The sequence below is a fragment of the Streptomyces sp. NPDC056628 genome, assembly GCF_042792555.1.
Taxonomy (GTDB): domain Bacteria; phylum Actinomycetota; class Actinomycetes; order Streptomycetales; family Streptomycetaceae; genus Streptomyces.
Window position 1 is genome coordinate 283034 of record NZ_JBHTWG010000002.1, and the last position, 24514, is coordinate 307547.

The 24514-nt window shown below is 73.1% G+C and carries 20 protein-coding genes and 2 pseudogenes; 14 read left to right on the forward strand and 8 right to left on the reverse strand.

The genetic code is table 11. The features are described 5' to 3' along the window. Positions 1-780, reverse strand: a complete 780-nt coding sequence (locus ACFRAC_RS04695; protein WP_382920628.1) for a hypothetical protein — start codon at positions 778-780, stop codon at positions 1-3. Between the two features lie 6 nt (positions 781-786). Further along, the gene (locus ACFRAC_RS04700) at positions 787-1836 is read right to left on the reverse strand and encodes a LacI family DNA-binding transcriptional regulator (protein ID WP_382920631.1); all 1050 of its coding nucleotides are present in this window, start codon (positions 1834-1836) and stop codon (positions 787-789) included. Positions 1837-2052: 216 nt separating this feature from the next. Here ACFRAC_RS04700 and ACFRAC_RS04705 point away from each other — a divergent pair, with 216 nt between their 5' ends. Next, the gene (locus tag ACFRAC_RS04705) at positions 2053-3006 is read left to right on the forward strand and encodes an ROK family protein (protein WP_382920633.1); all 954 of its coding nucleotides are present in this window, start codon (positions 2053-2055) and stop codon (positions 3004-3006) included. A gap of 23 nt (positions 3007-3029) precedes the next feature. Here the strand turns inward: ACFRAC_RS04705 and ACFRAC_RS04710 are convergent, their stop codons facing one another. Continuing rightward, the gene (locus ACFRAC_RS04710; protein ID WP_382920636.1) at positions 3030-5042 is read right to left on the reverse strand and encodes an NPCBM/NEW2 domain-containing protein; all 2013 of its coding nucleotides are present in this window, start codon (positions 5040-5042) and stop codon (positions 3030-3032) included. Between the two features lie 186 nt (positions 5043-5228). Here ACFRAC_RS04710 and ACFRAC_RS04715 point away from each other — a divergent pair, with 186 nt between their 5' ends. The 3 genes from ACFRAC_RS04715 (at position 5229) to ACFRAC_RS04725 (ending at position 7772) form a co-directional block, all read left to right on the forward strand. Then, complete coding sequence (locus tag ACFRAC_RS04715) at positions 5229-6221, forward strand: DUF1731 domain-containing protein (protein ID WP_382920639.1); 993 nt, start codon at positions 5229-5231, stop codon at positions 6219-6221. A gap of 31 nt (positions 6222-6252) precedes the next feature. Then, the gene (locus tag ACFRAC_RS04720) at positions 6253-6582 is read left to right on the forward strand and encodes a hypothetical protein (protein WP_382921156.1); all 330 of its coding nucleotides are present in this window, start codon (positions 6253-6255) and stop codon (positions 6580-6582) included. A gap of 146 nt (positions 6583-6728) precedes the next feature. Then, positions 6729-7772, forward strand: a complete 1044-nt coding sequence (locus ACFRAC_RS04725; RefSeq protein WP_382920642.1) for an NUDIX domain-containing protein — start codon at positions 6729-6731, stop codon at positions 7770-7772. 48 nt (positions 7773-7820) lie between these two features. Here ACFRAC_RS04725 and ACFRAC_RS04730 read toward each other — a convergent pair whose 3' ends face one another. Continuing rightward, positions 7821-9176 (reverse strand): dipeptidase, encoded by a 1356-nt coding sequence (locus tag ACFRAC_RS04730; protein ID WP_382920645.1) that lies wholly within the window; start codon positions 9174-9176, stop codon positions 7821-7823. Between the two features lie 133 nt (positions 9177-9309). Here ACFRAC_RS04730 and ACFRAC_RS04735 point away from each other — a divergent pair, with 133 nt between their 5' ends. Beyond that, positions 9310-10548 (forward strand): geranylgeranyl reductase family protein, encoded by a 1239-nt coding sequence (locus ACFRAC_RS04735; protein ID WP_382920648.1) that lies wholly within the window; start codon positions 9310-9312, stop codon positions 10546-10548. A 22-nt stretch (positions 10549-10570) separates the two neighbouring features. Here ACFRAC_RS04735 and ACFRAC_RS04740 read toward each other — a convergent pair whose 3' ends face one another. Continuing rightward, positions 10571-11020, reverse strand: coding sequence for a nitroreductase family deazaflavin-dependent oxidoreductase (locus ACFRAC_RS04740; protein ID WP_382920651.1), 450 nt, complete (start codon positions 11018-11020; stop codon positions 10571-10573). A 145-nt stretch (positions 11021-11165) separates the two neighbouring features. Between ACFRAC_RS04740 and ACFRAC_RS04745 the strand changes: the two genes are divergently transcribed. The 3 genes from ACFRAC_RS04745 (at position 11166) to ACFRAC_RS04755 (ending at position 13878) form a co-directional block, all read left to right on the forward strand. Next, on the forward strand, positions 11166-11858 hold the full coding sequence (locus ACFRAC_RS04745) for a TetR/AcrR family transcriptional regulator (RefSeq protein ID WP_382920654.1): 693 nt from the start codon (positions 11166-11168) through the stop codon (positions 11856-11858). A 92-nt stretch (positions 11859-11950) separates the two neighbouring features. Further along, on the forward strand, positions 11951-13216 hold the full coding sequence (locus ACFRAC_RS04750) for a sensor histidine kinase (protein WP_382920657.1): 1266 nt from the start codon (positions 11951-11953) through the stop codon (positions 13214-13216). After that, on the forward strand, positions 13213-13878 hold the full coding sequence (locus ACFRAC_RS04755) for a response regulator (RefSeq protein ID WP_382920659.1): 666 nt from the start codon (positions 13213-13215) through the stop codon (positions 13876-13878). The genes ACFRAC_RS04750 and ACFRAC_RS04755 overlap by 4 nt, the downstream gene beginning before the upstream one ends. On the opposite strand, the gene ACFRAC_RS04760 is transcribed toward ACFRAC_RS04755, so the two are convergent. Together ACFRAC_RS04760 and ACFRAC_RS04765 are read right to left on the reverse strand one after the other, a co-directional pair. Then, positions 13839-14123: a DUF6332 family protein gene (locus ACFRAC_RS04760; protein ID WP_382920662.1), complete on the reverse strand. Its 285-nt coding sequence runs from the start codon at positions 14121-14123 to the stop codon at positions 13839-13841. The genes ACFRAC_RS04755 and ACFRAC_RS04760 overlap by 40 nt on opposite strands. A gap of 48 nt (positions 14124-14171) precedes the next feature. Further along, positions 14172-15389: an MFS transporter gene (locus ACFRAC_RS04765; RefSeq protein ID WP_382920665.1), complete on the reverse strand. Its 1218-nt coding sequence runs from the start codon at positions 15387-15389 to the stop codon at positions 14172-14174. Positions 15390-15518: 129 nt separating this feature from the next. Between ACFRAC_RS04765 and ACFRAC_RS04770 the strand changes: the two are divergent. From ACFRAC_RS04770 to lpdA, 4 genes and pseudogenes are all read left to right on the forward strand, one after another. After that, positions 15519-15674, forward strand: a pseudogene (locus ACFRAC_RS04770) (MbtH family NRPS accessory protein); the annotation flags it as partial. Positions 15675-15788: 114 nt separating this feature from the next. Then, complete coding sequence (locus ACFRAC_RS04775; protein ID WP_382920668.1) at positions 15789-17267, forward strand: glutamate-cysteine ligase family protein; 1479 nt, start codon at positions 15789-15791, stop codon at positions 17265-17267. Positions 17268-17492: 225 nt separating this feature from the next. Further along, positions 17493-18332 (forward strand): hypothetical protein, encoded by an 840-nt coding sequence (locus ACFRAC_RS04780; RefSeq protein ID WP_382920671.1) that lies wholly within the window; start codon positions 17493-17495, stop codon positions 18330-18332. 146 nt (positions 18333-18478) lie between these two features. Next, on the forward strand, positions 18479-19891 hold the full coding sequence (lpdA, locus tag ACFRAC_RS04785) for a dihydrolipoyl dehydrogenase (protein WP_382921132.1): 1413 nt from the start codon (positions 18479-18481) through the stop codon (positions 19889-19891). Here the strand turns inward: lpdA and ACFRAC_RS04790 are convergent. Then, positions 19881-21812, reverse strand: coding sequence for a glycoside hydrolase family 5 protein (locus tag ACFRAC_RS04790; RefSeq protein WP_382920673.1), 1932 nt, complete (start codon positions 21810-21812; stop codon positions 19881-19883). The genes lpdA and ACFRAC_RS04790 overlap by 11 nt on opposite strands. Before the next feature lie 209 nt (positions 21813-22021). Between ACFRAC_RS04790 and ACFRAC_RS04795 the strand changes: the two are divergent. Both ACFRAC_RS04795 and ACFRAC_RS04800 read left to right on the forward strand, forming a co-directional pair. Continuing rightward, positions 22022-22243: pseudogene (locus ACFRAC_RS04795) on the forward strand (methyltransferase); the annotation flags it as partial. Between the two features lie 189 nt (positions 22244-22432). Next, a complete protein-coding gene (locus ACFRAC_RS04800; protein ID WP_382920676.1) occupies positions 22433-24496 on the forward strand; it encodes a discoidin domain-containing protein in 2064 nt (687 codons plus the stop codon). Positions 24497-24514: the final 18 nt, after the last annotated feature.

The window sequence follows — 24514 nt, forward strand, 5'->3', positions numbered from 1 at the left end:
TCAGACGCCGACGTACGGCTCGAGCCCGGACGCCGTCACCAGCTTCTCCCGCGCGAACACCGCGGTGCCCAGTGCGCACAGACGCACGTCCTCGCGGACCCGCGCGCTGAACTCCTCGGGGGTGGCGCCGAACAGCTCCCGCAACCGGGCCGACCCCGACAGCAGTTCGGTGAGGAGCGGCCGCTGCCCGGGGTGGGTGCGCGGTGCGCCGGTGCCGTCGTGCAGGACGCCGTGGCGGTTGACGTAGACGAAGGCGCCCGGCAGCGTCGTGCCGTCCGCCAGGCCGATCCGTACGTCCGGTGCGGGCAGCCACGCGCGGGCGTAGTTGCCGTCGGACCGGGGCACGCCCTCGCTGGCGTCCATCACCGCGAGCTGCTCCTCGTCCAGCCAGATCACGAACAGCTCGGTCACATGGTCGTGCGCGAGGAACGGAGCGGCGGAGACGTACCCGGGGCGGCTCACATGGGCGGAGACGCCGACGGCGAGACCCGTCACCCGTGTCCTCACCAGGGGCACGGGGGAGTCGATCCCGAACGCCTGCATCTTGCGCCGCAGCTGGGCGGGGCAGGCGTTGGAGCCCACGGCGAGGACCGGGACCCGGGCGTCGTGCACCAGGCGTTCCAGCGGCAGCAGCCGATCGCCGTCGAGGAGCGCGGTGTCGCTCGGCCAGGCGCCCGGGTAGAGCAGCGGATGGTCGCGGGGCGCCTCGGCCAGGCCCAGCGCCTCCAGCGTGCGGTCGTCCACCGCCTCCCCGGGACCCGCCCCGGACGTGCCGTCCATGTCCGCTCAGTCCTCGGGCGACAGCTCGCCCGAGCCGCGGGTGACGAGCCTGGTGGGCAGCTCGATGCGCTCGGGGGCGACCAGCGTGCCGTCCAGCTGGCCGAACAGCCGCTCGGCGGCCGTACGGCCGAGGGCCGCCGCGTCCTGGGCGACCACGGTCACCCCGGGCTGCAGCAGGTCGGCGAGCTCGAGGTCGTCGAAGCCCACGAGGGCGACCCGGCGGCTCTGCGCGGCGAGCACCCGGATCACGGTGACGGTCACCCGGTTGTTGCCCGTGAAGATCGCGGTGACGGGGGAGGGGCCCTTGAGCATGTCCTCGGCGGCCCGGCGCACCCGCTCCGGGTCCGTCACCCCGAGGGACATCCAGGCGTCCTCCACCGGTATCCCGGCGGCCTCCATGGCGGCCCGGTAGCCGCGCAGCCGCTCGGCGGCCGTGTGGATGCGGGGCATGTCGCCGATGAAGCCGATGCGGCGGTGCCCGTGGGCGATCAGGTGGGCCACGCCGTCGCGGGCCCCGCCGAAGTTGTCCGACAGGACGCAGTCGGCGTCGATCTGCCCGGCCGGGCGGTCCACGAACACGGTGGCGACGCCGGCCTTCAGCTCGGGCTCCAGATAGCGGTGGTCGTCACCGGCCGGGATGACCACCAGCCCGTCCACGCGCCGTGCGCACAGGGCGAGCGCCAGCTCCTGCTCACGGTCGGGGTCCTCGGCGCTGGAGCCGTTGATGAGCAGGGCGCCGTGCGCCCGCGCCACCTCCTCCACCGCGCGGCTCAGCGGGCCGTAGAAGGGGTCCGCGAGGTCTTCCAGGACCAGGCCGATGCTCGCCGTGCGGCCCTTGCGCAGCACACGGGCGCTGTCGTTGCGGCGGAAGCCCAGGGCGTCGATGGCCTCCTGGACGCGGCGCTCCGTCTCCGGTGTGACTCCGGGCTCCCCGTTGACCACGCGCGAGACGGTCTTCAGACCGACTCCGGCACGCGCGGCGACGTCCTTCATAGTCGGACGATTGCCGTAGCGGCTCTCGGGAAGCCGGTCGGAACGGCGGATGGTCTCGGGCACGATGCGGTGTCCTGTCCTGTTCTCGTCCACGGGGATGCGGCGGTCCATGGGCTTGTATGAGGATGTGGCGTCGAGCATAGAGCCTGGACAACGTTGTCAGATCCGGGAGACACTGTCCACCGCAATCTCCGGCCTGCGCCCCCACCGCCAGACCGGCGCGTCCGATTTCCGCCCTCGGCGGGAGTTCCGAATGGTTGACGGGGAGAACTGAATCAGATGCACAACGACCTCGTGGCTGCGCTCGACATCGGCGGCACCAAGATCGCCGGAGCGCTGGTGGACGGTCACGGCACCATCGCGGTCCGGGCGCAGCGCCCGACTCCGGCGCGGGAGGACGGCGAGACCGTGATGCGGGCCGTCGAGGAGGTCGTCCAGGAGCTCGCGGCCTCTCCCCTGTGGGGGCAGGTCTCGGCGCTCGGGATCGGCAGCGCGGGACCGGTGGACGCCTCGGCGGGCACCGTGAGCCCCGTGAACGTCCCCGGCTGGCGCGGCTATCCGCTGGTGCGGCGGGTCAGGGAGGCGACCGGTGGGCTGCCCGTCGAGCTGATCGGCGACGGCGTGGCCATCACCGCGGCCGAGCACTGGCAGGGGGCCGCCCAGGGGCACGACAACGCGCTGTGCATGGTCGTCTCCACGGGCGTCGGCGGCGGTCTGGTGCTGGGCGGGCGGCTGCACCCCGGGCCCACGGGCAACGCCGGCCACATCGGCCACATCAGCGTGGACCTCGACGGCGACCTGTGCCCGTGCGGCTCGCGCGGCTGCGTGGAGCGCATCGCGAGCGGCCCGAACATCGCCCGCCGGGCCCTGGACGCCGGCTGGCGGCCCGGACCGGACGGCGACACCTCCGCCGCCGCGGTCGCCGTCGCCGCGCGTGAGGGCGACCCGGTCGCCGTGGCCTCCTTCGAGCGGGCCGCACGGGCCCTGGCCGCCGGGATCGCGGCCACCGCGACCCTCGTGGAGATCGACGTGGCGGTGATCGGCGGCGGCGTCGGCAAGGCGGGCGACGTCCTGTTCACGCCGCTGCGCAAGGCGCTCGCCGACTACGCCACCCTGTCCTTCGTGCGGCGCCTGACCGTCACGCCCGCCCGGATGGGCACCGACGCCGGTCTGGTCGGTGCCGCCGCGGCCGCGCTCGCCGGTCGGACGGGCGTGGCCGCGGCGGGGGTCTGAGTCCGCCTCGGGGGCCGGGCGCCTCAGCAGCTCAGCCGCGCCTGCGCCCAGTCCCCGTGGTCCGAGGTGACGCCGTCCCCGCCGTCGGTGACGACGAGCCGGACCACCTGCGCCCCGGTCACGTCGGCGGTGAGCGTCTGGGCCGGCATGGCATTGGTGAGGACGCCGGTCGAGGCGGCCTTCGTGCCGTCCGCCCAGACCTCGAAGGCGACGGTGCCGTCCGCGCCCTCCTCGTCGTCGACGCCGACGTGCGCCGTCACCGTCTCGCAGGCGCCGCCCGTGTAGTAGCCGACGGTGCTCTCGGCGTGGACGCCGAGGCCGGTGCCGTACACGACCCCGCCGATGGTGATCGGGTTCCCGTCGCCCGCGCCGCTCTCCCCGTTGCTGGTGTCGCGTTCGACCGGCCCCCATCCGTTGGTGGCCGACAGCCACGGCAGAGCGCCGAGTCCCGACGTCCCCGCAGGCGGCGCGGTCACCACGGTCGCGGTGAGCGGCAGCGCGGTCTCGACCCGGTCGCCCGCCGGTGAGCGGTGCCGCACCGTGAGGGTGAGCGCGTACGGCCCCGTGGGCGTCCCTCGGGGCACGGTGACCTCCCATCCGGTGCGCAGGGCGCGGCCCGTGGGCAGCGCGGGCGAGGTGGCCGGCGACGTCGGCCGGAGGGACCAGTCCTCGGGCCCGGACAGGGACACGGACACGCGCCGGGCGGCCGTACGCCCGAGATCGGTGACCGTGGAGGTCAGCGCAGCGGTCCGGCCCGGCTCGAACAGCAGGCCGCCGTCCACGCCGAGTTCGACCGCGGGCGGGTGCTGGGCCCACCGGCCGTCGGCGGCGACGCGGACCAGGACGGTGCCGTGCGCGGGCACCGTCGCGGAGATCGTGCCCGCCGTGTTGAGGGTGCGGTGCCGCCACAGGTCGCGCAGGGTGTAGGCGCCCGCGGCGGGCAGTCCGACCTCCTCGGCGGTCGTCGTGACGCGCTGGGCGGTGTCGGACTCGTTGAACAGCGCCACCGCGCGGCTGCCGTCCCGCATCTCCTTGGCGACGACCCAGCGCCCGCCCTCGGAGGAGACGACGGTTCCCTGCCGGCCCAGGGGGTCCTGGTCGACGGCGACGACCTCCCGGTTGCCGAGGATCTCGAAGGTCTCCGCGGAGGCGGTGCGCAGGTCGGAGCCGATGAGCAGCGGCGCGGCCATGATCGCCCACAGGGAGAAGTGCGAGCGGTACTCGGTGCCGGTCATGCCGCCGTTGCCGACCTCCAGCATGTCGGGGTCGTTCCAGCGGCCGGGGCCCGCGTGGGCCGCGAGCGGCAGGTTCTGCTTGAGGATCGACAGCATCGAGCCCCACGAGTCGCTGATGTCGCCGGTCGTGCGCCATAGGTGGCCCACGTCGGAGGCCCACTCCCAGGGCTTGTTCTCGCCCCATTCGCAGATGCTGTACACGATGGGGCGGCCGGTGGCCCGCAGCGCGTCGCGCATGGTCGTGTAGCGCTGCCGGGCGTCCACGTCCTGGTTGTTGCAGTTGTCGTACTTCAGGTAGTCGACGCCCCAGTCGGCGAACTGCCGCGCGTCGCTGTACTCGTGGCCCAGCGCGCCCGGGAACCCCGCGCTGTTGCAGGTCTTGGTGCCGGCGCTCGTGTAGATCCCGAACTTCAGCCCCTTGGCGTGGACGTAGTCGGCGACCGCCTTGATGCCGTGCGGGAAGCGGGCCGGGTCGGGCACCAGCTTGCCGTCGGCGTCCCGGGAGGGGAGCGCCCAGCAGTCGTCGAGGTTGACGTACTGGTAGCCGGCGTCCTTGAGCCCCTTCTCGACCAGGAGGTCGGCGATGCCCTTCACCATGGCCTCGTCGAACTCGGCACGGCAGTGCGTGGAGTTCCAGTTGTTGAAGCCCATGGGTGGGGTCAGGGCGAGACCGTCGTCCACGGCCGGGGCCGGGGGAGCGGCGGCCGCGGCGGGGGCGGCGAGCCCGGCGGCGCAGAGCAGTGCCGCGGTGAGCGCCCCGATCAGTCTCGTGCGGGTGGTGCGGCTGTGAAGGTGACGCATGGTCACGTTCCTCCGTCCCTGCAAAGGGAGACGTCATGTACGCGTCATGGTTTGCTCACGGTAGAACGTGTCGGACTGTGTTGGAAAGTGGTCGGGCTTGAAGCGGTGCCAAGAGGGGTCCGCCGACGGGGTTTTGAACGTGTTCAAATATGGGCTAGGGTCATGCCGGACGAGAGGGGGACCCCCATGAAGATCGTGATCCCCGGCGGCGCCGGGCAGGTCGGCACGATCCTGAACCGTGCGCTCAGCGCGGCCGGCCACGAGGTCGTCGTCCTGACCAGGCGTCCGGTCCGGACGGGTGAGGTCGGCTGGGACGGCACGACCGTGGGGCCGTGGACGGCGGAGATCGACGGCAGCGACGTCGTCGTCAACCTGGCCGGACGCAGCGTCAGCTGCCGATACACCGCGCCCCACCTCAAGGCCATGATGGACTCACGGGTGCGCTCGACCGAGATCGTCGGCGAGGCGATCGCGGACGCCGCCAGGCCGCCGCGCGTCTGGCTCCAGATGAGCACGGCCACCGTCTACGCCCACCGCTTCGACGCGCCCCACGACGAGGCGACCGGCGTCATCGGCGGCCACGAACCCGATGTGCCGGGCTACTGGTCCTACAGCGTCGACATCGCCAGGGCCTGGGAGCGGGCCCTGGACGAGGCCGACACCCCGCACACCCGCAAGGTGGCCCTGCGCTCCGCGATGGTCATGAGCCCGGACCGGGGCGGCGTGTTCGACGTCCTGCTGCGGCTGGTGCGCCTGGGGCTCGGCGGCCCCGTCGCGGGCGGCCGGCAGTACGTCTCCTGGATCCACGAGCACGACTTCGTCCGCGCCGCCGAGTACCTGATCGCCCGGGACGACCTGGCCGGGCCGGTCAACCTCGCCGCCCCGGAGCCGCTGCCGCAGCGCGCCTTCATGAGCGCCCTGCGCTCCGCCGCGCGCGTCCCCGTCGGCCTGCCCGCGACGAAGGCGATGGCCGAGATCGGCGCGTTCGTGCTGCGCTCCGACACCGAACTGCTGCTCAAGAGCCGTCGGGTGGTCCCCGGCCGGCTGCTGGACGCCGGCTTCGGCTTCACCCACCCGAACTGGCCGGACGCGGCCCGCGAGCTCGTCCGGCGGCGCCGGGAGGACCGGCGCGCGGCCGGGGTCCGGTTGTCGTCCGATCCGTCCCGGACCGGGGCGTGACCGTCCGGCCGTTTTCGCAGTTGGACCGGTCATGAAGAAGCGCAGCATGCTCGCCATCGCCTCCCTGGCCACCGGATTCGTCGTCGCCGCCGTCACCCCGTCGCACTCGGCCGAGCTGGTCGGCCCTCCCGGGACCGGCGCCCCCGACACCGGTCTGCCCGGTCTCGCCGGCGGACAGATCAAGGCCGCCGGGGTGGATGTGAGCGGCAAGAAGATCGACGGCCTCGGCACGACCGGTGCGACCAAGCTCGCGGGGGTCAACGTGGACCAGGCCCTGAACACCTTCGGCAAGGCCGTCAACCGGGAAGCGGACCGGGCCGTGAACGACGCCCCGCACCGCACCTCCGGGAAGAAGGGCTGACAGGCCCCGCCGGCCCGCCCGCACGGCGCCGCACCCCCGCTCCCGAGCGGAGGGCGGCGCCGTCGCCATGCGCCCTCTCCTGGGAGTGGTTTCCGTGGCAGTGTGGAGCGGGCAAGCCACAGGGGGCCAACAGAAGAGGGGGAAACGTGATCGTCTGGATCAACGGCGCGTTCGGTGCGGGGAAGACCACCACCGCACGGGAGCTGATCGAGCTGATCCCGAACAGCACGCTCTTCGACCCCGAGGTCATCGGCGCGGCACTCACCCACCTGCTGCCGCCCAAACACCTGGCCGAGGTCGGCGACCTCCAGGACCTGCCGATCTGGCGGCGGCTGGTGATCGACACCGCAGCGGCGCTGCACGCCGAGCTCGGCGGGACGCTCGTGGTCCCCGTGACCCTGCTGCGCCAGGAGTACCGCGACGAGATCTTCGGCGGTCTGGCCGCCCGCCGCATCACCGTCCAGCATGTCCTCCTCGCCCCGGCGGAAACGATCCTGCGCGCCCGGATAGCGGGGCGGGAGATCCCGCCCGACCCGCCCGACGGCGAGATACGCGTCCGGCAGTGGTCCTACGACCACATCGAGCCGTACCGCGCCGCGCTCGCCGCGTGGCTGGTGGCGGACGCCCACCCGGTCGACAACAGCCGTCTGACGCCGTACGAGACCGCCGTGCGGATCGCCGGGGCGGTCGGCAACGGCGAGGTGCCGGTCTGCGACATCGTGCAGACGCCGGAGCCCACCGCCGAGACCCTCGCCGCCGGGGTGCTCCTCTTCGACGAGCGGGACCGCGTCCTGCTGGTCGACCCCACGTACAAGGCCGGCTGGGAGTTCCCCGGCGGTGTCGTCGAACCCGGCGAGGCACCGGCGCGCGGCGGCATGCGCGAGGTCACGGAGGAGACCGGGATACGGCTCCCGGACGTGCCGCGGCTCCTGGTGGTCGACTGGGAGCGGCCCGAACCGCCCCGCTACGGCGGTCTGCGGCTGCTGTTCGACGGCGGCAGGCTGGACTCCACCGACGCCGAACGCCTGGTGCTGCCCGGACCCGAACTGCGGGACTGGCGCTTCGTCACCGAGGCGGAGGCCGCCGACCTGCTGCCACCGGTGCGCTATGAACGGCTGCGCTGGGCGCTGCGGGCCCGTGAGCGCGGGACGGCGCTGTATCTCGAGGCGGGCACCCCGGCACCGTCCTGAACGGCCCGCGGTGGGCGCCACCCGAGGCGGGCGGTGCCCACCGCGGGCTCAGCTTCCCGCGTAGTTGCGCAGGAACAGCGCCTCGGCGACCGACAGCCGCTCCAGCTCCTGCGGCGACACGCTCTCGTTCACGGCGTGGATCTGCGCCTCGGGCTCGCTCAGGCCGATCAGGAGGATCTCCGCCTCCGGGTAGAGCGAGGCGAGCGTGTTGCACAGCGGGATCGAGCCGCCCTGCCCGGCGTACTGCATCTCCTCGCCCGGGTACGCCACGGCCATCGCGTCCGCCATGGCCTGGTACGCCGGGCTGGTGGGATCGGCGCGGAACGCCTGGCCCTGCCCGATCTGCTCGGTGCTCACCCGCGCGCCCCACGGCGTGTGCGACTCCAGGTGGGCCCGGAGCAGCTTGGTCGCGTGGGCCGCGTCCACGCCCGGCGGCACCCGCAGGCTCACCAGGGCGCGGGCGCTCGCCTGCACGGACGGGGTGGCGCCGACCACGGGCGGGCAGTCGATGCCGAGGACCGTCACGGCCGGGCGGGCCCAGATCCGGTCGGCGACCGTGCCGGAGCCGATCAGCTCCACGCCGTCGAGCACCTTGGCGTCGGTGCGGAACCGCGCCTCGTCGTACTGCAGTCCCTCCCAGGACGACTCGCCGGCCAGCCCGTCGACGGTCGTCGAGCCGTCCTCGGCGCGCAGCGAGTCCAGCACGCGGATCAGCGCGCCGAGCGCGTCGGGCGCGGCCCCGCCGAACTGGCCGGAGTGCAGGTTCCCGGCCAGCGTGTCGACCTGCACGCGGACCATGGTCATGCCGCGCAGCGTCGTGGTGACCGTCGGCAGGCCGACCCGGAAGTTGCCCGCGTCGCCGATCACGATGGTGTCGGCCTTCAGGAGCTCCGGGTGCGCCTCGGCGTACCGTTCGAGGCCACCGGTGCCCATCTCCTCGGAGCCCTCGGCGATCACCTTCACGTGCACCGGGACGCCGCCGTTCGCCTTGAGCGCGCGCAGCGCCAGCAGGTGCATGATCACGCCGCCCTTGCAGTCGGCCGCCCCGCGCCCGTACCACCGGCCGTCGCGCTCGGTCAGCTCGAAGGGCGGGGTGCTCCACCCTGCTTCGTCCAGCGGGGGCTGCACGTCGTAGTGGGCGTACAGCAGCACGGTCTTCGCGCCCTCGGGGCCCGGCAGGAAGCCGTACACGGATTGGGTGCCGTCGGGGGTGTCCAGCAGCGCGACGTCCTCGAAGCCCTCCGCGCGCAGCGCGTCGGCGACCCAGCGGGCCGCCCCCTCGCTCTCGCTCCTCGGGAACTGGTCGAAGTCCGCCACCGACTTGAAGGCCACCAGTTCGGTGAGCTCCGCCTTCGCCCGCGGCATCAGCGAGGCGACGGTCTCGGCGACCGGAATCGACGACATGGGCACGCTCCTTGTGGGTGCGACGTTGTACGTGTGGGTGCTGTGATCCTCCCACAGTGGCCTGCGACGACGTCCGCCGTAGGATGCGGGGGACAGCATCGGGCGGCGAACAGAGCGGGAGCAGTAGGCCATCGTGAGCAGCGAGAAGTCTTCGGCGGACGACGTGCGGCAGGTCTGGGACGTCGTCGTGGTGGGTGCGGGTCCGGCCGGTGCCTCGGCCGCCTACGCGGCGGCGGTCGCCGGGAGACGCGTGCTGCTGCTGGAGAAGGCGGAGCTGCCCCGGTACAAGACGTGCGGCGGCGGGATCATCGGCCCCTCGCGCGACTCCCTCCCGCCCGGCTTCGACCTCCCGCTGCGGGACCGGGTGCACGCGGTGACCTTCTCCCACAACGGCCGCTTCGCGCGCACCCGCCGCTCCCGCCATACGTTGTTCGGGCTCATCAACCGCCCCGAGTTCGACCAGCAGCTCGTCGAGCACGCGCAGAAGGCCGGCGCCGAGCTGCGCACGGGCGTCACCGTGCAGCGCGTCGAGCAGCACGGCTCGGCCGTGCCGGACCGGCGCAGCGTCGCCCTCGTCCTGCAGGGCGGGGAGACCGTCCTCGCCCGGGCCGTGGTGGGCGCGGACGGCAGCGCCAGCCGGATAGGGGCGCACGTCGGGGTGAAGGTCGGCCAGGTCGACCTCGGCCTGGAGGCGGAGATCCCGGTGCCGGAGACGGTCGCCGAGGACTGGAAGGGCCGGGTGCTCATCGACTGGGGTCCGATGCCCGGCAGTTACGGCTGGGTCTTCCCCAAGGGCGACACCCTCACGGTCGGCGTCATCTCGGCCCGCGGCGAAGGCGCCGCGACCAAGCGGTACTTGGAGGAGTTCATCGGGCGGCTCGGCCTCGCCGGGTTCGAACCGAGCATCTCCTCCGGCCATCTGACGCGCTGCCGCGCGGAGGACTCGCCGCTCTCGCGCGGGCGGGTGCTGGTGTGCGGTGACGCGGCGGGCCTGCTGGAGCCGTGGACCCGCGAGGGCATCTCCTTCGCGCTGCGGTCGGGCAGGCTCGCGGGGGAGTGGGCGGTGCGCATCGCCGAGGCGCACGACGCCGTGGACACCCGGCGCCAGGCGCTGAACTACGCGTTCGCCGTCAAGGCGGGCCTCGGCGTGGAGATGAGCGTCGGGAAGCGGCTGCTGACGGTGTTCGAGCGCCGGCCCGGCCTCTTCCACGCGGTGCTGACCGGGTTCCGGCCGGCCTGGAAGGCGTTCACGGACATCACCCGCGGCTCGACGACGCTGGCCGAGATCGTCCGCACCCACCCGATGGCCCACCGCGCCCTGAGCGCGCTGGACCGCCGCCAGGTGTCCGCGGGCGAGCAGCCGGCCTCCTGACGGCGATCGCGCCCAAGGGACCTCACTCGTCGACCGTGAACCGGAAGACGGGGTGGTCCGGGGCGCAGGCGACGATCTCCTCGTCGGTGGACTTCGCGGTCACCCCCTGGAAGTACTGGTTGACCTCCCAGCCCCACTTCTCCAGGTAGGTGCGCAGGATCGGGAGCTTCTCCTCGTCGGGCAGCTCCACCGCGGTGAACGCGCGCACCTTGCGCCCGACCCGCAGTTCACCGCCGCCGGCGACGCGCATGTTGCGCACCCACTGGGAGTGCCCGCGGGCCGAGACGAGGTACTGCACGCCGTCGTGGACGTGCGGGTTGACCGGGACGCGCTGCGTCTTTCCGCTCTTGCGGCCCCGCACGGACAGCTCCGCCGTGCCGGCGACGCTCAGGCCGTGCCGGGCGAGCCAGCCCACGACGTTGTTGAAGCGGACGTTGAGCGGGCTGCCCTCGAGGTAGTACGGCGACGACATGGTGACCCCTTCGGACGGTCGGGAGACCGGAATTCGAGAGCACTGCTCTCGCTTGAGGGCAGTCTGCACGACAGCGTCGATCCAAAGCAAGAGCACTGCTCTCGAATGTGTGCACCGCTCTGAAATGCGTGGGAGACTGCGCGGTATGAGCAGCACCGCACAGGGCGCACGGGCCCGCGCCAGGATGGAAGTCACCGCCGCCATCAAGGAGGAGGCGCGCAGACAGCTCGCGCAGGAGGGCGCGGCCCGGCTCTCGCTGCGCGCCGTCGCCCGTTCCCTCGGCATGGTCTCCTCCGCGCTCTACCGCTACTTCCCGAGCCGCGACGACCTGCTGACCGCTCTCATCATCGACGCCTACGACTCCCTCGGCGCATCCGCCGAGGCGGCGAACGAACGGGTCGTGGACGGCGCGCCCCTGGAACGCTGGACGGCGGTGGCGGAGGCCGTCCGCGCCTGGGCACTGGAGCACCCGCACGAGTACGCGCTGATCTACGGGTCGCCGGTGCCCGGCTACACCGCTCCCGTCACCACGGTCCCGGCCGCCTCACGGGTGGGGCTGCTGTTCATCGGCATCGTCCGCGACGCCCACCACGAGGGCGTCCTCGCCGAGGCGCGGGAACTGCCGGACGACCTGGTCGCCGAGGCCCGGCGCATGGCCGCCGACCTCGCCCCCGACCTGCCCCCGGCGACGGTCGTGGCCCTCGTCGCCGCCTGGGCCGAGCTGTTCGGGCTGGTCGGCTTCGAGATCTTTGGCCAGTTCAACCGGGTCGTGGAGGACCGGCCGCCGTTCTTCCGGCACGCGGCCGTCCGGATCGCCCACGGGGCCGGCCTGCGCTGAGCGGCGAGCCGGGGCGTACTTCACGGGGAGTACGCGTGATCACCACGCGCGGGTGACGCCGCCCCCCGGCCGGCGCGTCTAGCGTGGCCACCATGGACGAGCAGCAGGCACACCGGCCCGGCGGTCCACCGGCGTGGTGGCGGCACGGGCCGCCGTGGTGGAACCGCCAAGACGACGCCGGGGAGGGCGCTCCCCGGTGGCCCTGGCGCTCCACCGCGCTGGTCACCTTCGTCGTGCTGGTCGGCTCCTCGTTCGCGGCCCGCGGGCAGCAGGACGGGCGTCAGGACCTCGACCTGTTCGCCCGGGCCCTGCTGTTCGTGGCGTCGGCCCTGCTGCTCTGGCGCGGGCGGTACCCCGTGCCGGTCGCCCTCGGCACCTCGGCGGCCGCCCTGGTCTACCTGGCCGCCGGCTACCCCTACGGCCCGGTCTTCCTGACCGTCGCCGTGGCCTGCTTCAACGCCGTCGTCACCGGACACCGGTGGGCCGCCTGGATGGCCGTCGGAACACTGTGGGCCGGGCACGTCCTCGTCGGCCACTGGCTGTACCGCCGGCTGCCGCCCGCCGGGGACGGGGCCGCCCCGTGGGGGCAGGAGGCGGTCGTCACCGCCTGGGTCGTCGCCGTCGTGGCGGTGTCGGAGCTGGCGCGGGCCCGCCGTGAACAGTGGGCGAGGGAGCGGGCCGAACGGGCCCAGGCGGCGCGGCGGCGCGCCGACGAGGAGCGGTTGCGGATCGCCCGCGAACTGCACGACGTCCTCGCCCACAGCATCTCGGTGATCAACGTCCAGGCGGGTGCCGGCCTCGCCCTCCTGGACACCGACCCCGAGCAGGCGCGCACCGCGCTCACCACCATCAAGGCCCAGAGCAAGGAGGCGCTCGGCGAGGTCCGCCAGGTCCTCGACACCCTCCGCGCGCCCGGCGCCGCCCCGCGCGCCCCCGCCCCCGGCCTCGCCCGGCTGCCCGAACTCGTGGCCCAGGCGGCCGGCGCCGGGCTCACCGTCGAGGTCGAGGGCGAGCCGCCAGGGCTTCCGCCGGGCACGGACCTCGCGGCCTTCCGGATCGTCCAGGAGGCCCTCACCAACGTCGTACGCCACTCGGGATCGCGGCACGCGCGCGTACGGTTCGAGCAGGCGGACGGGGCGACGCTCCGGCTGCGCGTCGACGACGACGGCCCGGCGACCGGCGCCGACGCGGGCGGCAGCGGCAACGGCCTGGCCGGGATGCGGGAGCGTGCCGCCGCGCTCGGTGGCACGATCGAGGCGGGCCCGCGCGGCGACGGCGGTTTCCGGGTCCTGGCCGTCCTGCCGCTCACGACGTCGAAGCGCGCGAAGAACGTGACCCCCCAGGAGGAGGACCGGTGATCCGCGTACTGCTCGCCGACGACCAGTCACTCGTGCGGGCCGGGTTCCGGGCCCTGCTCGACGCGCAGCCGGACATCGAGGTGGCCGGGGAGGCCGCGGACGGCGAGGAGGCGGTGCGCTCGGTGCGCGAACTGCGGCCGGACGTGGTGCTCATGGACATCCGGATGCCCGTGCTCGACGGGCTCGCGGCGACGCGCGGGATCACCGGGGACAGCGCGCTGGAGGACGTGAAGGTGGTCATGCTCACCACCTTCGAGCTGGACGAATACGTCTTCGAGGCGATCCGCTCGGGCGCTTCGGGGTTCCTGGTGAAGGACACCGAGCCGGACGAACTCCTGCGCGCGGTCCGGGCGGTGGTCGACGGGGGCGCGCTGCTCTCGCCGGGCGTGACCCGGCGCCTGATCGCCGAGTTCGCCGCCCGTTCCAAGGAGCCCGCGGCCGCCGGCGCCCTGGCCCGTCTGACCGAACGGGAACGCGAGGTGATGGCGCTGGTCGGCATCGGCCTGTCCAACGAGGAGATCGCCCGCCGCCTGGTGGTCAGCCCGCTCACCGCGAAGACCCACGTCAGCCGCACGATGGTGAAGCTGGGCGCCCGTGACCGGGCCCAACTGGTGGTGCTGGCCTACGAGTCCGGTCTGGTCCGGCCGGGCTGGCTGGGCTGAGCGCCCGGCCGGAACCGCGTCAGCACGCTCACGACCCGGGCGACGAACAGCACTACGGCGACGGTGGCGCCCACGGCGAGGAGCGCGCGGCGCACACCGGGCGGCACGTCGAAGACGAACACCGGTCCCACGACGGCGCCGGACACCACGGCCGCGGCGAACGCCGCGCTGCACAGCGCGTAGCCGATCTCGACGGTGATCGCGTCCCGCTCGGCCTGCCCGCGCCGTCCCCCGTGGTCGCCCATGGCGCGAGTCTCGCACCGGACGCGAGCCGGAACAAGCGGGCCGAAGGCTCAGGCTGTACCCGGCCGGTCCGGTGCCGCGCTCCGCGTCCCGGCCCCGATGAGCGTGGCGACCGCCGCCAGCAGGGCGACGCTGGTGAGCGCGACGGGCAGGGAGAACCAGTCCGCCATGAAACCGATGGCCGGGGGTCCCAGGAGCATGCCGCTGTAGCCGAACGTGGAGGCCAGGGCCACTCCGCTCGGCCCGGCGACCGTGCCGGCGCGTTCGACGGCCACCGGGAAGAGGTTGGCCAGCCCGAGCCCGGTGACCGCGAAGCCCAGGAGGGCCGCCCACAGGGACGGGGCGAGGGAGCCGAGCAGCATCCCGGCCGCCGCGGTCGCACCGCCCGCGACGACGGTCCGGCCGTGGCCGAGCCGTTCGAGCAGAGTCGTGCCCGTGAGCCGGCCCACCGTCATGGACAGCGCGAAACAGGAGTAGCCGAGGGCGGCGGCACCGGGCGCGGCCCCCAGGTCCTCCTCCAGGTGCAGCGCGCCCCAGTCGGCCATGGCCCCCTCTCCGTAGGCCGTGCATCCGGCGATCAGCCCGAAGACGATCACCAGCCGGCGGGTGCGGGGGTCCCGGCGGCCGGGCGCCGCGCTCGGCCGGTCCGGTGCCGCGGTGGCCGGCGGGCCGTACCGCAGCAGGGTGCGGCCCGCCACGGCGGTGACCACCAGCCCCACGACGGTGAGGCCCGCCAGGTGCCACGTGGGGGAGAGGGCCCCGGCGACCAGCCCGCCGAGCAGGGCGCCGGCCATCCCGCCGAGGCTGAACGCCGCGTGGAAGCTGGGCATGACCGGCCGGCGCAGCGCGGTCACCAGGTCGACGGCGGCGCTGTTGAAGGCGACGTTGATGCTGCCGTAGGCGGCGCCGAACAGCACGAGCACGACGCCGAGGGCGAGCGCCGAGTGGGTCAGCGGGGGCAGGGCGACACTGAGGCTGAGCAGGACGGCGCAGACGACGGTGACCCGGTGGCTGCCGTAGCGGCGGCACAGGCGCCCGGTGAACACCATCGTGACCACGGCCCCGGCCGAGACGCCGAGGAGGGCCAGGCCGAGCGCGCTGGCCGAGGCGCCGGTCTGCTGCTTGATGGCGGGGATACGGACCACCCAGCCGGCGAAGAGGAAGCCGTCGAGGGCGAAGAAGACGGTGATGACGACGCGAAGACGGCTGAGCGGGCTGAGGGGGCGGCGCACGACGCTGTGCGACCGTGATTTGTTTATTTGCGGCACAAATGCAGGCTAGGCGGGTACCTCGCACGGGGCAATCCCCGCCGGCCTGTCCTTTTACCCTCAGGGGTCGGCGGTGAGGGTAGCCGCCCATCGAGGTGAAGCACTCGGTCGCGGGCCGTTCGCGGCGCGTCCTTCGCCGAGGTGCCCGGCGGGTGGACGGTCGTCTTCGGGGAGGGCTCCCGGCAGGCGTGCCCGGACCGCGTCGACAGCCACTGGACCGATCTGCGGCCCCGGTCCCTCGCGCGTACCCCAGGACCCCGTCTCATTTGTTCCCACATGACATAAAACCTGCCCCGGGCCTGTGCCGGGCGGCTCTCACGCCGTCGGCTGTCCGAGGGGCGTCCGAGGTGGGACTCTGGGACACGACAAGTGACCGCCGAGGGAACTCGGGAGGGCCCCATGGGACGCGATGTGCCGGCCCTGGTGTTCACGCGGGAGGACCGCCGCCTCTACCGGGAGAAGATGCACACCTGCCTCGACGTGCTGGCGCAGATGCTGCGCGAGTCGACGTTCGAGAGCGAGCGCCCGCGGGTCGGGCTCGAGATCGAACTGAACCTCGTCGACGACGACGGGCTGCCGGCGATGCGGAACACCGAGGTGCTCGGGGCCATCGCCGACCCCGCCTGGGCCAGCGAGCTGGGCCGCTTCAACCTGGAGATCAACATCCCGCCCCGGGAGCTGACGACCGGCGGCCCGGGCGACTGGGAGCAGGCGATCCGTGACGCCCTCAACCACGCCGAGGACCGCGCCTCGGCGGTCGGCGCCCACCTGATCATGATCGGCATCCTGCCGACCCTCGGCGAGGACGACGTCAGCGAGGCCGCGCTGTCCGGCGACCCGCGCTACCGGCTGCTCAACGAGCAGATCTTCGCGGCTCGCGGCGAGGACCTGTGCATCGCCGTGGACGGCGAGGAGCGCCTGTCCACGTACGCGGACACAATCACCCCCGAGGCCGCGTGCACGAGCACCCAGTTCCACCTCCAGGTCGCGCCGAAGGATTTCGCGGCCTACTGGAACGCCGCCCAGGCCATCGCCGGCGTGCAGATCGCCCTGGCCGCGAACTCCCCGTACCTCTTCGGCCGCGAACTGTGGCGCGAGACCCGGATCCCGCTGTTCGAGCAGGCCACGGACACCCGCCCGGTGGAGATCAAGGCCCAGGGCGTCCGGCCTCGGGTGTGGTTCGGCGAGCGGTGGATCACCAGCGTCTTCGACCTGTTCGAGGAGAACGTGCGCTACTTCCCGGCCCTGCTGCCGCTGTGCGACGGCGAGGACCCGCGCGCGCTGCACAAGCAGGGCAAGACCCCCGAACTGAGCGAGCTCACCCTGCACAACGGCACCATCTACCGCTGGAACCGGCCCGTCTACGCCGTCACCGACAGCGGACCGCACCTGCGGATCGAGAACCGCGTCCTGCCCGCCGGCCCCACCGTCTCCGACACCATCGCCAACGGCGCCTTCTACTACGGACTCACGCGCGCCCTGGTCGACGAGGACCGGCCCGTCTGGTCGCGGATGTCGTTCGCGGCGGCCGAGGAGAATCTGCACACCGCCGCCCGTGACGGCATCGACGCCCGTCTGTACTGGCCCGGCATGGGCGAAGTGCCCGTCGCGGAACTGGTGTTGCGGCGGCTGCTGCCGCTGGCCCACCGGGGCCTGGAGCTGGCCGGGATGGACACCGGGTGGCGCGAGCCACTGCTGGGCATCATCGAGCAGCGCTGCGTCACCGGGCGCAACGGCGCCCTCTGGCAGGCCGAGACCGTGCACCAGTTGGAGAAGGGATCGTCCTCCGACCGACGGGAGGCGCTGCGCCGGATGACCAGGTCGTACATGGACTACATGCATCTCAACGCGGCCGCCCACACCTGGCCGGTGGACTGACCGGCACCGCCGCGGACACCGGTGCCCGCACACTTCCCGCCGGATCTGCCCAGGAGTATCACTCGGGCTGCACACAGCCTGTCCATGGCCTCGTTAGCGTTCAGGCAGTTCGGCCCCCGGCGCGAACACGACCAGGCCGCGGCTGAACCCGATGGCGCAGGCAACCCAGGAAGACCACCGATGGACTACTGCTCCTCGTGCCGCCGGCACCTCAATGGGGCTCTCGTGTGCCCCGGGTGCGGCGCCTACGCCCCGGACATCGCTCCCTCCGCGGCGGGTCCCGCCCGGCCGGCCACGCCGGGCCCGGCCGCGTCCGGCGGGCAGGCGTCCGGCGGGCCGGTGGACACCGGGCCCTGGTTCGACGCCTCCTTCCACGACGCCTCCTTCCACGACGGCACCGCGCGTGCGGGGGACCCGGCCGAGGACGGCCCGGACCTGCTCGAGGGCGTCGAGAGCGCCGAGGCCGTGACCGCCGCGCCCCAGGGCCGGGCGGCCCGGCGGCGCCAGCGGGCCCGCTGGAAGAAGAACCAGCGCCGGGCCGTGGTCGCCACCGCCGTGGCCCTGGTCGGCGGCGGACTCACCCTCACCTCCCTGGACCGCCAGTCCGGCGACCGGGCCCAGGCGGCCACCGCACCCGAACAGCCGCACATCGGTCTGTCCGGGCAGCCGCACACCGAGCCCGAGGGCCAGGCGACGACCGCCCCCTCCGATGCCTCCGAGGCCCCGCGCGGCAGCACCCCGGCCGCACGGCCGTCGGCCACCGACGTGGCGCGGGAACCCCTGTCCTCCTCGCACACCACCCGCCGCATCACCCGCCCGGACGCCGCCTCCGCCCCGCGTCCGGCCACCCCCGAGGCGCCCGGCACACAGCCGTCCTCCCCGCCCGCCACCACTGCACCCGGCACCGGGGGCGGCAACCCGTCCGGCGGGCAGCAGCAGACGCCGGACCCCGCCCCCACGGACGACACCGGCACCGGTGCCACCCCGGCGCCGAACGCCCCTCAGGCACCGCAGGACACCTCGCCCGCACAGCTCTGCGTGCTCAATCTGCTCTGCGTCGGCTGACCCCCGGACCCCGCCTGAGATCACCGTCACGTGACGGTGACGCCGCGAAACCGCGCGCCTGAGGTCATGCTGGTAGGAGCCGGCCGCCGTCCCGGCGCGCCCGGCACCGGCAGGAGCAGTTGGTGGCACTCAGGAGGGAACTCCCCATGGTCGAGCAGGACGATCGCTTCGACATCGTGGTCCTCGGCGCCGGACCCGGCGGCTACGTCGCCGCGGTCCGTGCCGCGCAGCTGGGCAAGCGGGTCGCGGTCGTGGAGGAGAAGTACTGGGGAGGCGTCTGCCTCAACGTGGGCTGCATCCCCACCAAGGCGCTGCTGCGCAACGCCGAACTGGCGCACATCGTCACCCGCGAGGCGAAGACCTTCGGCATCAGGAGCGACGGGGAGATCAGCTTCGACTACGGCGAGGCGTTCCGGCGCAGCCGCAAGGTGGCCGACGGCCGGGTCAAGGGCGTCCACTACCTGATGAAGAAGAACAAGATCACGGAGCTCGACGGCCGCGGCACGTTCCTCGACCCGCACACCCTCCAGGTGGCCGGCCCCGACGGCTCCACCCGCACCATCGGCTTCGATCACTGCGTCATCGCCACCGGCGCCACGACCAAGCTGCTGCCGGGCACCCGGATCAGCGACCGCGTGGTGACCTACGAGGAGCAGATCCTCACCGACGAGCTGCCCCGGTCGATCGTCATCGCCGGCGCCGGAGCGATCGGCGTCGAGTTCGCCTACGTGCTGCACAACTACGGCGTGAAGGTCACCATCGTCGAGTTCCTGGACCGGATGGCTCCGCTGGAGGACGCCGAGGTCTCCGCCGAGCTCGCCAAGCAGTACCGCCGGCTCGGCGTCGACGTGCTCACCTCCACCCGGGTCGACGCCGTCGACGAGTCCGGTGAGCAGGTGCGTGTGACCGTCACCGGTAAGGACGGCGCGCAGCAGGTGCTGGAGACCGACAAGGTGCTCCAGGCGATCGGCTTCGCCCCCAACGTCTCCGGCTACGGCCTGGAGAACACCGGTGTGCGGGTCACGGAGCGCGGCGCCATCGACATCGACGGCCGCTGCCGTACGTCCGTCCCGCACATCTTCGCCATCGGGGACGTGACGGCGAAGCTGATGCTCGCGCACGCCGCCGAGGCGATGGGTGTCGTCGCCGCCGAGACCATCGCGGACGTCGAGACGATGGAGCTCGACTACACGATGATCCCGCGCGCCACCTACTGCCGGCCGCAGATCGCCAGCTTCGGCTGGACCGAGGCACAGGCCCGCGAGCAGGGCTTCGACGTGAAGGTGGCGAAGTTCCCCTTCACGGCGAACGCCAAGGCGCACGGCCTCGGCGACGCCTCCGGCTTCGTCAAGCTGATCAGCGACGCGAAGTACGGCGAACTCCTCGGCGGGCACCTCATCGGCCCGGACGTCACCGAGCTGCTGCCCGAACTGACCCTGGCCCAGCAGTGGGACCTCACCGTCCACGAGGTCGCCCGCAACGTCCACGCCCACCCGACCCTCGGCGAGGCCCTGCAGGAAGCGGTGCACGGCCTGTCCGGGCACATGATCAACCTCTAGCCAGCGGACGGCAGTACAGCGCGTCCGGGGTCCGGGCCGAGCCGATCCGGCCGGTGTACGCGATCCCGGCCGCGTACTCGCCGTCGGCGCACTGCCCCTTGTAGCGGCCGTACGCGAAGTCGCCCCCCTTGGGCGCCGTCCCGCGCGCGTCCCCCCGGTCGAACCAGACCGTACGGCCGCCGGTGCCGAGCGTGCCGGCGGGGGCGGTCACGCACAGGGCGGCCGAGACCGCCGCCCCGCGCACGCTGTACCCGGCGAGGAACTGCCCCTCGGCGCACTGGAGTTTGGTGTACCCGGACGCCCAGTCGCCGCCGGGCCGGACGTGCCGTTCGTCGCGCACCACCTCGTGCCCGAGGGCCGGACCGCCCAGGGCGCCCGTGGTCACGTCCGAGCACAGTCCGCGGTTCCCGGTGTGGGCGAGGCCGAGCAGCCGCTGCCCGTCGGGGCAGACGGCCTTGCGGGCACCCGGGTCTACGTCGGGCAGCGCGCGCATCCGCCGGGACTGGACGAAGTCGCCGTGGTCGGGGCTGAGCTGGGACCACTCGGCGGTCCTGGCCACCGGTCCGGTACGCCCGCGGGCCTCGACGAGCCGCCGCCACGCCGGGGCGCGCCAGTCGTCGCCGTCGTACACCCCCATCCGGTGCCCCGCGGCGTCCCAGTGCAGCAGGGCCCAGCCGTTGCCGCCGCGGTTCTCGTGCCAGCCGACGAGCGGCCAGAACGCGAAGTCGGCGTCGGCGCGGATGAGCTGGTCCACGAAGTTCTCGAACCAGGCGCGCGGTTTCGCGGCCGTCTCCGCCCGGCCCCCGACCCCGAACTCGCTGATCCACAGGGGAGCGGTGAAGTGCTGGTCCTGCTCGGCGGAGACGAAGAAGGCCTGGCGGTTCAGCACGGCGACGAGGTCGTCGGGGCTCAGGTCGCGGTAGCGGGGGTCGCTGGTCTCGCCGATGCCGGTGGCGCCGCTGTGCCGGGGGCCCGTGTAGTCGTAGAAGTGGGCCGAGTAGACGAGCTTGCCGGAGTCGACGAGCGTGTGCGACAGCTGCCGGGCGGGTTCCAGGGTGGGGCGCTCGTGCGGCAGGCCGTCGACGGGGACGCCGGTCCAGTTGATGCCCTCGACCACGATGAGCAGGTCCGGGTTCGCCTCCAGGAGGATGCGGTCGCCGACGCGCTGGGAGGCGGCGAACCAGTCGTGGTCGTCGCCGAGACCCCAGTTGGGGTCGTCCCATACCGAGCGGCGCACCTCGTTGTACAGGTCGGCGCCGACCACCCGGGGGTTGTCCCGGTACCGGCGGGCCATGAACAGCCAGTCCTCCTCCCAGTCGGCGGTCGAACGGCTCGCGTTCCAGCGTTCGTTGCCGTCGACCCCGCAGCACCACCGGGTGGTGTTGGTGTGGTTGTTCAGGATCACCGCGAGCCGGGCGTCGGTGAGCGCGCGCACCACCGCGTCGTACACCTGGAGCGGGGTCTTCCCGCGCAGGCCGGGGTTGGCGGCGACGGCGTCGTCCGTCACGGGACGGGTGTCGTGGACCATCTCGTTGGAGAAGGGCAACCGCACGCTGTTGATGCCGATCTCCTGGAAACCCGCGATGATCTCGGCCATCGGCGCGCGGTCGAGACCGAGGGGGATCCGGCCGGAGTTCTCGCCGGCGTGGTGGTTCGCGTCGTCCTCCACGTCGCCCGAGCCGTTCCACGTGCCGCTCGCGCCGTGCCAGTTGCCGGACCGCAGCCTGAACCGGTCGCCGTCCGCGTCGACGATCCAGCGGCCCCGGGTGCTCAGCGGCGGCGTCCAGTCCTCCGCCACGGGCGCCGGGGAGACGGACGCCTCGACGGCGGGCTCCACCGCGGCCCGGGCCTCGGGCACGACCGTGACCGGAGCCACGAGGATCACCGCGGCGAACGCCGCCCTCACCAAGGAACCGCGCACGGCCACCCTCGCCTTCTTGACATGGCTGTGTCATATCCGCGACGGAGTCACGGTAGTGCAGGAGCAGCCGTACGGCACAGGGGCGTTCGAGCCGCCGACGGACTCTCGTCGCGCGTGGGCCGCCCGTGCCAGGGGTCGCCCCTGTGGCGCACGGCCGCCTCAGCGCGCGTCCTCGGTGGTGACGCGAACCCCAGGGAGGCACGAACCCCATGCCGGCCAGGAACCTCACCGCCAACCGCGCCGCCCTCGGCCATCGCCTCCGCCACGCCCTGCACCACCCCGAACGCATGCCCCGCCATCTGGTCCGCTCGGCCCGCGGCCGGTGGCTGCGGCGCCGCCACAGGGACCACGTCTCCTGCTACCGGGCCGTGATGTGCTCCGACACCCGTGCCGACCCGGACGCGGCCGTCGGCAGCGCGAACCGGGAGCGGCTCCCGCACGGGCGGTCCAAGATCCGCGTGAGCCACTCGGGGTGAAGCGCCGATGCCCCGTCGGCGACGTCAGTAGGTCATCCGTCCCGGACTCTTGACTCGTTCGGCGGTACTCGCGATCCTCGTCGCACATTGAGCGAGGTCATGACAACGCGGCCTCGCGCCATCGCCGACCGAGGGACGTGGGCCGTGACCAGTGCCGGACGCCCGTACCGCAGACGCAAGAACGTCACCGTGGTGTCGCTCCTCCTGCTCGTGCTGTCCCTCGCGCTCGGTCCCACCCCGAGCGCCGCGGCCGGCACCGACTGGTGGAACCCCACGGCCCGGCCCGCGCCGGACTCCGGCATCGGGGTGACCGGCGAGCCCTTCACCGGCACCGACGCCCGCGGCGATGTGCGCGGCTTCGTCGACGCCCACGACCACATCTTCGCCAACGAGGCATTCGGCGGGCGCCTGATCTGCGGCAAGCCCTTCTCCGACAAGGGCGTGGCGGACGCCCTCAAGGACTGCCCCGAGCACTACCCCGACGGCTCGCTCGCCGTCTTCGACTTCATCACCAAGGGCGGCGACGGACGGCACGACCCCGTCGGCTGGCCCACCTTCAAGGACTGGCCGGCCCACGACTCGCTGACCCACCAGCAGAACTACTACGCCTGGATCGAACGGGCCTGGCGGGGCGGCCAGCGCGTCCTCGTCAACGACCTCGTCACCAACGGCGTGATCTGCTCCGTGTACTTCTTCAAGGACCGCTCCTGCGACGAGATGACGTCCATCCGGCTCCAGGCCAAGCTGACGTACGACCTCCAGGCGTACATCGACCGGATGTACGGCGGCCCCGGAAAGGGCTGGTTCCGGATCGTCACCGACAGCGGACAGGCCCGCCAGGTCATCCAGCAGGGCAAGCTCGCGGTCGTCCTCGGCGTCGAGACGTCCGAGCCGTTCGGCTGCAAACAGATCCTCGACATCGCGCAGTGCGACCAGGAGGACATCGACAAGGGCCTGGACGAACTCCACGCACTGGGCGTGCGCAGCATGTTCCTGTGCCACAAGTTCGACAACGCGCTCTGCGGGGTCCGCTTCGACTCGGGCACGCTCGGCACCGCCATCAACGTCGGCCAGTTCCTGTCCACCGGCACCTTCTGGAAGACCGAGAAGTGCGCCGGCCCGCAGCACGACAACCCGATCGGCAACGCGACGGCGGCCGAGGCCGAGAAGCAGCTCCCCGCCGGCACCGACGTCCCCTCGTACAGCGCCGACGCCCAGTGCAACGTCCGCGGGCTCACCGCCCTCGGCGAATACGCCGTCCGGGGCATGATGAAACGCAAGATGATGCTCGAGGTCGACCACATGAGCGTCAAGTCCGCCGGCCGCGTCCTCGACATCTTCGAGTCCGCCTCCTACCCCGGCATCCTGTCCTCGCACAGCTGGATGGACCGGGAGTGGACCGAACGCGTCTACGGTCTCGGCGGCTTCGCCGCCCAGTACATGAACGGTTCCGAGCAGTTCGTCGCGGAGGCGAGGCGCACCGAGGCGCTGCGCGACAAGTACGGCGTCGGCTACGGCTACGGCACCGACATGAACGGCGTCGGCGGCTGGCCGGCCCCGCGCGGCGCGGACGCGCCCAACAAGGTGACCTACCCCTTCCGCAGCGCCGACGGCGGCTCCGTCATCGACCGTCAGACCACCGGCGAGCGCACCTGGGACATCAACACCGACGGGGCCTCCCACTACGGCCTCGTCCCGGACTGGATCGAGGACATCCGCCGCGTCGGCGGCCAGGACACCGTGGACGACCTGTTCCGCGGCGCCGAGTCCTACCTCGGCACCTGGGCCGCCTCCGAGCGGCACGCGTCCGGGACGAACCTCGCGCGCGGAGCGACGACGACGGCCAGCTCCTCGGAGTGGAGCCTGTTCACCAGCTACCAGCCCGGCCGGGCCGTCGACGGCGACGGGAGCACCCGCTGGGCCAGCGACTGGAGCGACGACCAGTGGCTCACGGTCGACCTCGGCTCCACCCAGCTGGTCGGACGGGTCACCCTCGACTGGGAGCGGGCGTACGGCAAGGCGTACCGCGTCGACCTGTCCACCGACGGCTCCACCTGGCGCACCGCCTGGTCCACGACGTCAGGCGACGGCGGCCTCGACACCGCGAGATTCGCCGGGACACCGGCCCGGTACGTCCGCGTACAGGGCCTGGACCGGGGCACCGACTGGGGCTACTCCCTCTACGAGGTGGGCGTCCACAGCGGCTGACACCCACGAGAGGGTCTC

Bases quoted from the DNA above. Each gene is read 5' to 3' on its own strand.
- ACFRAC_RS04695 (WP_382920628.1), bottom strand. From the start codon at position 780: ATGGACGGCACGTCCGGGGCGGGTCCCGGGGAGGCGGTGGACGACCGC.
- ACFRAC_RS04705 (WP_382920633.1), top strand. From the start codon at position 2,053: ATGCACAACGACCTCGTGGCTGCGCTCGACATCGGCGGCACCAAGATC.
- ACFRAC_RS04710 (WP_382920636.1), bottom strand. From the start codon at position 5,042: ATGCGTCACCTTCACAGCCGCACCACCCGCACGAGACTGATCGGGGCG.
- ACFRAC_RS04715 (WP_382920639.1), top strand. From the start codon at position 5,229: ATGAAGATCGTGATCCCCGGCGGCGCCGGGCAGGTCGGCACGATCCTG.
- ACFRAC_RS04720 (WP_382921156.1), top strand. From the start codon at position 6,253: ATGAAGAAGCGCAGCATGCTCGCCATCGCCTCCCTGGCCACCGGATTC.
- ACFRAC_RS04730 (WP_382920645.1), bottom strand. From the start codon at position 9,176: ATGTCGTCGATTCCGGTCGCCGAGACCGTCGCCTCGCTGATGCCGCGG.
- ACFRAC_RS04740 (WP_382920651.1), bottom strand. From the start codon at position 11,020: ATGTCGTCGCCGTACTACCTCGAGGGCAGCCCGCTCAACGTCCGCTTC.
- ACFRAC_RS04745 (WP_382920654.1), top strand. From the start codon at position 11,166: ATGAGCAGCACCGCACAGGGCGCACGGGCCCGCGCCAGGATGGAAGTC.
- ACFRAC_RS04750 (WP_382920657.1), top strand. From the start codon at position 11,951: ATGGACGAGCAGCAGGCACACCGGCCCGGCGGTCCACCGGCGTGGTGG.
- ACFRAC_RS04760 (WP_382920662.1), bottom strand. From the start codon at position 14,123: ATGGGCGACCACGGGGGACGGCGCGGGCAGGCCGAGCGGGACGCGATC.
- ACFRAC_RS04775 (WP_382920668.1), top strand. From the start codon at position 15,789: ATGGGACGCGATGTGCCGGCCCTGGTGTTCACGCGGGAGGACCGCCGC.
- lpdA (WP_382921132.1), top strand. From the start codon at position 18,479: ATGGTCGAGCAGGACGATCGCTTCGACATCGTGGTCCTCGGCGCCGGA.